At 73.4% G+C, this 5,972-nt stretch carries 5 protein-coding genes; 4 read left to right on the forward strand and 1 reads right to left on the reverse strand.

What is annotated here, in order from left to right; genetic code table 11:
* Window positions 1–553, forward strand: a 553-nt coding sequence (locus tag ACTB72_RS20020; protein WP_463038786.1) for a hypothetical protein, incomplete at its 5' end; no start/stop codon positions are given.
* Window positions 554–643: 90 nt separating this feature from the next.
* Here the strand turns inward: ACTB72_RS20020 and ACTB72_RS20025 are convergent.
* Window positions 644–2,551, reverse strand: coding sequence for an ABC-F family ATP-binding cassette domain-containing protein (locus ACTB72_RS20025; RefSeq protein ID WP_463038787.1), 1,908 nt, complete (start codon window positions 2,549–2,551; stop codon window positions 644–646).
* A gap of 154 nt (window positions 2,552–2,705) precedes the next feature.
* Between ACTB72_RS20025 and ACTB72_RS20030 the strand changes: the two genes are divergently transcribed.
* The 3 genes from ACTB72_RS20030 to ACTB72_RS20040 form a co-directional block, all read left to right on the forward strand.
* On the forward strand, window positions 2,706–3,629 hold the full coding sequence (locus tag ACTB72_RS20030) for an alpha/beta fold hydrolase (protein WP_463038788.1): 924 nt from the start codon (window positions 2,706–2,708) through the stop codon (window positions 3,627–3,629).
* A gap of 522 nt (window positions 3,630–4,151) precedes the next feature.
* A complete protein-coding gene (locus ACTB72_RS20035) occupies window positions 4,152–5,378 on the forward strand; it encodes an aminotransferase (RefSeq protein ID WP_463038789.1) in 1,227 nt (408 codons plus the stop codon).
* A partial coding sequence (locus ACTB72_RS20040; RefSeq protein ID WP_463038790.1) for a DNA cytosine methyltransferase occupies window positions 5,375–5,972 on the forward strand: 598 nt, incomplete at its 3' end. The genes ACTB72_RS20035 and ACTB72_RS20040, both read left to right, overlap by 4 nt.

Below are 5,972 nucleotides of genomic sequence, written 5' to 3' on the forward strand. Positions count from 1 at the left end.
CGCGGGCGTCGCGCTGGCGCTGGCGGCGGGGCTCGCGGCCTGCGCGGGCGGGCCGACCGGACCGGCGACGCGGGTCTATTCCGACATGATCGACACCGCCTACAGCCCCGGCGAGGTCAGCGGCGGCGGCGCCGCCACGCCGCTGGAGATGAAGGGCGCCCCGCCCGACGGGTCGGACATCGCCGCCGTCGCCGCGGCGATGCGGATGCCGGCGCGCTTCGGCTCGGGCGGGTTCGCGCCGGCCGCGGGCCGGCAGCTCGACGGCCTGCGCGCGGTGGTGATCTTCAACCCCGACGGGCGGCTCAGGGCCTGCGAGGGCGCGGTCTCGGGCCGCGGCGGCGAAGGTCGCAACGGCCGGACCGAAGCGCTGATCGCCTGGTGCGGCGGGAGCAAGGAGCTGAGCTCGCTGATGATGAGCTCGGGCGCGACGCTCGGGCCGAGGGACGCGGATTTCGCCCGCGCCATGTCGCAGGCGCTGACGCGGCTGCTGCCGTCGCGCAACCCGGCGCTCGATTCCGGTTCCAAAGCGGGCCGGCGCCGCCCGGGCGCCTGACCGGCGCCGCGGCGCCCCGCCGAGATGACGAAGCCCGCCCGGTTCGCACCGGGCGGGCTTTTTTCCGGCAGGGTCAGGCGTAGCCGAAACTCAGCCCTCCGCCGCCTCGCGCAGGGCTTCGAGCTCCAGCCACTCCTCCTCGGTCCGCTCCAGCAGGTTGCGGCGCTGGGTCAGCGCCCCGGTGGCCTTGGCGAACTTGGCGGGGTCGCGGGAAAAGAGCTGCGGATCGGCGAGCAGTTTCTCGAGCTTGGCGATGTCGGAGGCGATCTTGTCCATCTCCTTGGGCAAGGCCTCGAGCCGGTGGGTCTGGGTGAAGGTCAGCTTCGCGCCGGGCTTGCCCGCAGGTTTCGACGCCGGCTTCGGCGCGGTGTTCGGCGGGGCCGAGGACGACGGGGCAGAAGACGACGGCTTGGCCGCCTTGCCGGCTTTCGGGGCCTTGGGCGTCTTCGCCGGCTTGCCGCCGTCCGAATCCTGGGCCCCCATCGGGGCCGACCCGCGCTGGGAGACCATGTCCGACCAGCCGCCGGCATAGACCGTCGCCCGCCCGTCGCCTTCCATCACCACGGTCGTCGCCGCGGTGCGGTCCAGAAAGTCGCGGTCATGGCTGACCAGCAGCACCGCGCCCTCGTAATCCACCACCAGTTCCTGCAACAGGTCGAGGGTCTCGACGTCGAGGTCGTTGGTCGGTTCGTCCAGCACCAGAACGTTGGATTCCTTGGCCATCAGGCGGGCGAGCAGCAGCCGCGCCTTCTCGCCCCCCGACAGCGCCTTGACCGGGCCGCGGGCCTGACGCTCGTCGAAGAGGAAGTCTTTCAGATAGGCGACGACATGCTTGGGCCGGCCGCGGACCATCACCTGGTCCGAGTTGCCCGACACCGCCATGTCGGGATCGCCGACGAGGCTCTCCCACAGCGACATCTCGGGATCTAGCGCCGCGCGGGCCTGGTCGAAGACCGCGATCTCGAGCTTGGTGCCCAGCTTGACCGTGCCGGCGTCGGGCGCGATCTCTCCGGTCAGCATCTTGATCATCGTCGACTTGCCGACCCCGTTGGGGCCGACGAAGGCCACGCAGTCGCCGCGCATGATCTTGATCGAGAAATCGGTGGCGATGACCTTGCCGCCATAGGATTTGGAGACGTCCTCGGCCTCCATCACCCGCTTGCCCGACTGGGGGGCGGTGTCGAAGGCCATGGCGGCCGTGCCGGTGCGCCCGCGCTGGTCGGAGCGTTCCTGGCGCAGGTCCTGCAGGCGGCGGACGCGGCCCTGGTTGCGCTTGCGGCGGGCGGAAATGCCCTCCACCGCCCAGACGGCCTCCTGCTTGATCAGGCGGTCGAGCTTGTGGCGGGTCTGCGCCTCGTCCTCGAACACCTTGTCGCGCCAGTCCTCGAAGTCGACGAAGCCGCGGTCGAGCCGGCGGGCCTGGCCGCGATCCACCCAGATGATCTGGCGGGTGAGCGCGCGCAGGAAGGCGCGGTCATGGCTGACCAGCACGAAGGCGGCGCGGGTCTGACTGAGGCGCTGCTCCAGCCAGGCGATGGCCTCGATGTCGAGATGGTTGGTCGGCTCGTCCAGCAGCATCAGGTCGGGATCGACCGCCATCAGCCGGGCGAGCGCCGCGCGCCGACGCTCGCCGCCCGAGGCGGCCTCGGGCGTCTGCTCGGCCGGGACCTTGAGCCCGTCCATCGCCATCTCGGCCCGCCAGACTTCGGCGGGGTCGAGCGGCTCGGCCACATAGTCGCCCAGCGTCTTGTAGCCGGCGAAATCCGGGTCCTGGGGCAGGTAGCCCACCGTGGCCCCGGGGCGGGTGAAGCGTTCGCCGGCGTCGGGTTCGGCGAGGCCGGCCATGATCTTCATCAGGGTGGATTTGCCCGAGCCGTTGCGGCCCACGAGGCAGATCCGGTCGCCCGGATGCACGGCGCAGTCGAGACCCGCGAACAGCGGGTCGCCGCCCCAGCCAAGGGTGATTTCAGCGAGCGTGAGGATGGGAGGTTCTGCCATGCGAGGGCGCTATCCGGGATGGTGCGGTGCGTCAAGCCGTGGCGGGGCCGCGCGGGGGCATGGCGGCGGCGGGCCGCAGGCGACGTAGCGTCGCTTCGGGTTCCGCCACGTGGATCGGCTCCCTACATTCAGCCAAACACGGGGAGAGCAGGCGATGGATGGCATTCAGGGCCGGGTCGGCCAGGATGGGGACGGTTCCGCCGGGAGGGTCTTCGGAACGGCCGCAGGTGCGGGGGGCGCGGCGAAGGCGGCGGGCGCGCCCTCGCCCGACCGGGTGGAGCGCATCGGCGGTCTGCATGTCGAGATCTACGGCGCCGGGGCCGGGGCGGGTCCGGGATTGCCGCTGCTCATGGTGCACGGCTTCATGTCGAGCCGGGCGCAATGGACGCTCAACCTGCCCGCGCTGGTGCGCGCGCGACCGGTGGCGGTGGTGGAGTTGCTCGGCCATGGCCGCTCCGACGCGCCCGAAGCGCTCGAAACCTATGCCGCCGCCCGGTATTTCGAGACCTTCGAGACGGTGCGCGCCCTGATGGGCGTCCCGCGCTGGCACCTGTGCGGACAGAGCTTCGGGGCGGCGATGACGCTGAGCTACCAGGCGGCGCATCCCGACGCGGTTGCGGCGCAGGTGTTCACCAACTCCGCCGCCGCCTTCGCCGATCCCGCGACGCCGGACGGCCTGGCCGCCGCAAGCGCCCGCGCCGCGCGGATCCGGGCGGCGGGGCGCGAGGGGCTGAGCGCGCACCGCGCCCACCCCTCGGGCGCGCGGCGATTCCCCGAGGCGGTGAAGGCGGCGATGGTGGCGGACGCGGAAGGGCTCGACCCTCACGCCATGGCCTGCGCGGTGGAGCGCACCATCCCGGACGTCGCCATGCGCCACCGCTTCCGGGCGATCGACGCGCCGACGCTGATGGTGAACGGGGTTTGGGAGAAGCGGTTTCAGCCCTGGGCGGCCTGGGCGCGGGTGGCGCTGCCGAGCCTGCAGGCGACGGACCTGGAGGGCGGGCATTCGATCAATATCGAGCAGCCCGCCGCCTTCGACGCCGCCGTGACCCGGTTCCTGAGCGCCTACGACGCCTGAGCCCGGCGCGCCGGCCCCCCGGACGGGAGCCGCGCGCAAGCCCTGGCGCCGCCGTCGCCGGAGCGCCCGCGCGGCGGTTCGACGAAGGCGCATGCGGGTGCGTCTCCGGGCGGGTGAGGGCGCGGGGGGCGCCGCGCGGCCGCTCGACGGCTCGACCACCCGAGGCGCCGGCGTCGGCGGGCGCTGGCCGCCGCATCGGCGTTTCGGATGAGTTGCGCTCATGGCACGACCCGATCCATCGCCCCGGCCCCGCCCAAGCTCCGCCGCGGCGACGTCCGTCCGGTTTTCGCGCGCACCCGACGCGAAGGTCGCGGGCCCCGTGCGCGGCGCACGCCTGCCCGCCCCGGCGCAACCGGCGCCGCCCTTTCCCCGCGCCGCGGGCGCTCCGCCGCCACCGGCGCATCGCCCGACGCGGCGCTTCCTTCCGCCCTTCCGCCGCCCGGACCGCCACCCTGTCGCATACCCCCCTGCGACGCGCGCGGACCCTTCCGCCCCGCCCCGCCGCCCGCTATCGTCGCGCCCATGACCCTCGCCGCCGTCCCCCCGCCCGCCGCCTTCCCGGGCCCGCTCGCCCCCGCCATGGCGATCACCGCCGAGCCTCCGGTGATGGAGGCCCGCCGCTGGATCGCGGGCAAGAGCTTCCCGGCGAACCGTCCGCTGCTCAACCTCTCGCAGGCCGCCCCGGTGGACCCGCCGCCCGAGGGCCTGCGCCGCGCCATCGCCGAGGCGGCGCTGAACGACCCGCAGGCGCATCTCTACGGCCCGGTCCTCGGCCTGCCGGCGCTGCGCGAGACCGTCGCCGCGCGCTGGTCCGCCGACTATGGCGGCGAGATCCGGCCCGAAGACGTCGCCATCGCCGCCGGCTGCAATCAGGCGTTTTGCGCGCTCCTCGCCACGCTCGCCGGCCCTGGCGACGCGATCCTCCTGCCCGTCCCGTGGTATTTCAACCACAAGATGTGGTGCGACATGATGGGGATCGAGGCGCGCCCCCTGCCCTGCGACGCGGACCTCAACCCGCGGCTCGACGCCGCCGAGGCGCTGATGGACGGCGTGACGGCCATCGTGCTGATCACGCCGAACAATCCCACCGGGGCCGAATACCCCGCGGGCCTGGTCGAGGCCTTCGCCGACCTCGCCCGCCGGCACGGCGCGGCGCTGATGGTCGACGAGACCTATCGCGACTTCGACAGCCGCGACGCCGCCCCGCATGCGCTGTTTTCCGATCCCGACTGGCGGGACACGCTGATCCACCTCTATTCATTCTCGAAGGCGTATCGGCTGACCGGGCACCGGGTCGGCCTCGCCATCGCCCACCCTGCGCGCCTCGCCCAGGCCGAGAAATTCCTCGACAGCGTGCAGATCTGCGCGGGGCAGCTCGGCCAGATGGCGGCGCTGCACGGGCTGCGCCATCTCGACGACTTCGTCGCGGGCCAGCGCGACGAGATCCTCGCCCGCCGCGCCGTGGTCCGCGACAGCTTCCGGCAGGCCCTGCCCGACTGGGAGCTGATGGGCTGCGGGGCCTATTTCGCCTATATCCGCCACCCCTTCGCCGAAGACTCCGAGACGCTCTGCAAGGCGCTGGTCGACGAGCAGTCGCTGCTGATCCTGCCCGGGACCATGTTCTGTCCGGCAGACGACCCGCTGGGCGCCCAGTCGTTCCGGGTGGCCTTCGCCAATGCCGACGCCGAGGGCTTGCGCGACGCGCTCTCCCGCCTCGCCGCCTTCGGCGCGGGGCGGGCGACGCGGTGAGCGCCCCCGCGCCCGACCGCCGCTTCTACGAGTTCTTCGCCGGCGGCGGCATGGCCCGGCTGGGGCTGGGCGCGGGGTGGGATTGCCTCTGGGCCAACGACCTCGACCGGTCCAAATGCAAGGCCTACCGGGAGAATTTCGGCGGGGACCACCTGCTGGAGCGGGATGTGGCGGCGGTGGCCCCGGCGGAGCTGCCGGGGCGGGCCGACCTCGCCTGGGCCTCGTTCCCTTGCCAGGATCTCAGCCTCGCCGGCGCGCGGCGGGGCATGTCGCTGGGCGGAACCACGCGGTCCTCGGTGTTCTGGGCGTTCTGGTATCTGGTCGAGCAGCTTGCGCGCGAGGGGCGGGCCCCGCGGGCGCTGGTGATCGAGAACGTGGTGGGGCTGGCCTCGTCCTCGCGCGATTTCGCCACGCTCTGCACGGCGCTGGCGCAGGCGGGCTACAGGTTCGACGCGCATGTGGTGGATGCGGCGGGGTTTCTGCCCCAGTCGCGACCCCGGCTCTTCGTGGTGGCCTGGCTGGGCGGAGAGCCGCCCGAGGCGCTGCGCGAAGGGCCCGCCCCCGCCCCGCGGCCGCCCGGGCTGACCCGGGCGT

This window comes from Albimonas sp., from assembly GCF_055129145.1.

What these genes read in the sequence shown, in the direction of transcription:
- ACTB72_RS20035 (WP_463038789.1), top strand. Translation starts at nt 4,152, where the DNA reads ATGACCCTCGCCGCCGTCCCCCCGCCCGCCGCCTTCCCGGGCCCGCTC.
- ACTB72_RS20025 (WP_463038787.1), bottom strand. Translation starts at nt 2,551, where the DNA reads ATGGCAGAACCTCCCATCCTCACGCTCGCTGAAATCACCCTTGGCTGG.
- ACTB72_RS20030 (WP_463038788.1), top strand. Translation starts at nt 2,706, where the DNA reads ATGGATGGCATTCAGGGCCGGGTCGGCCAGGATGGGGACGGTTCCGCC.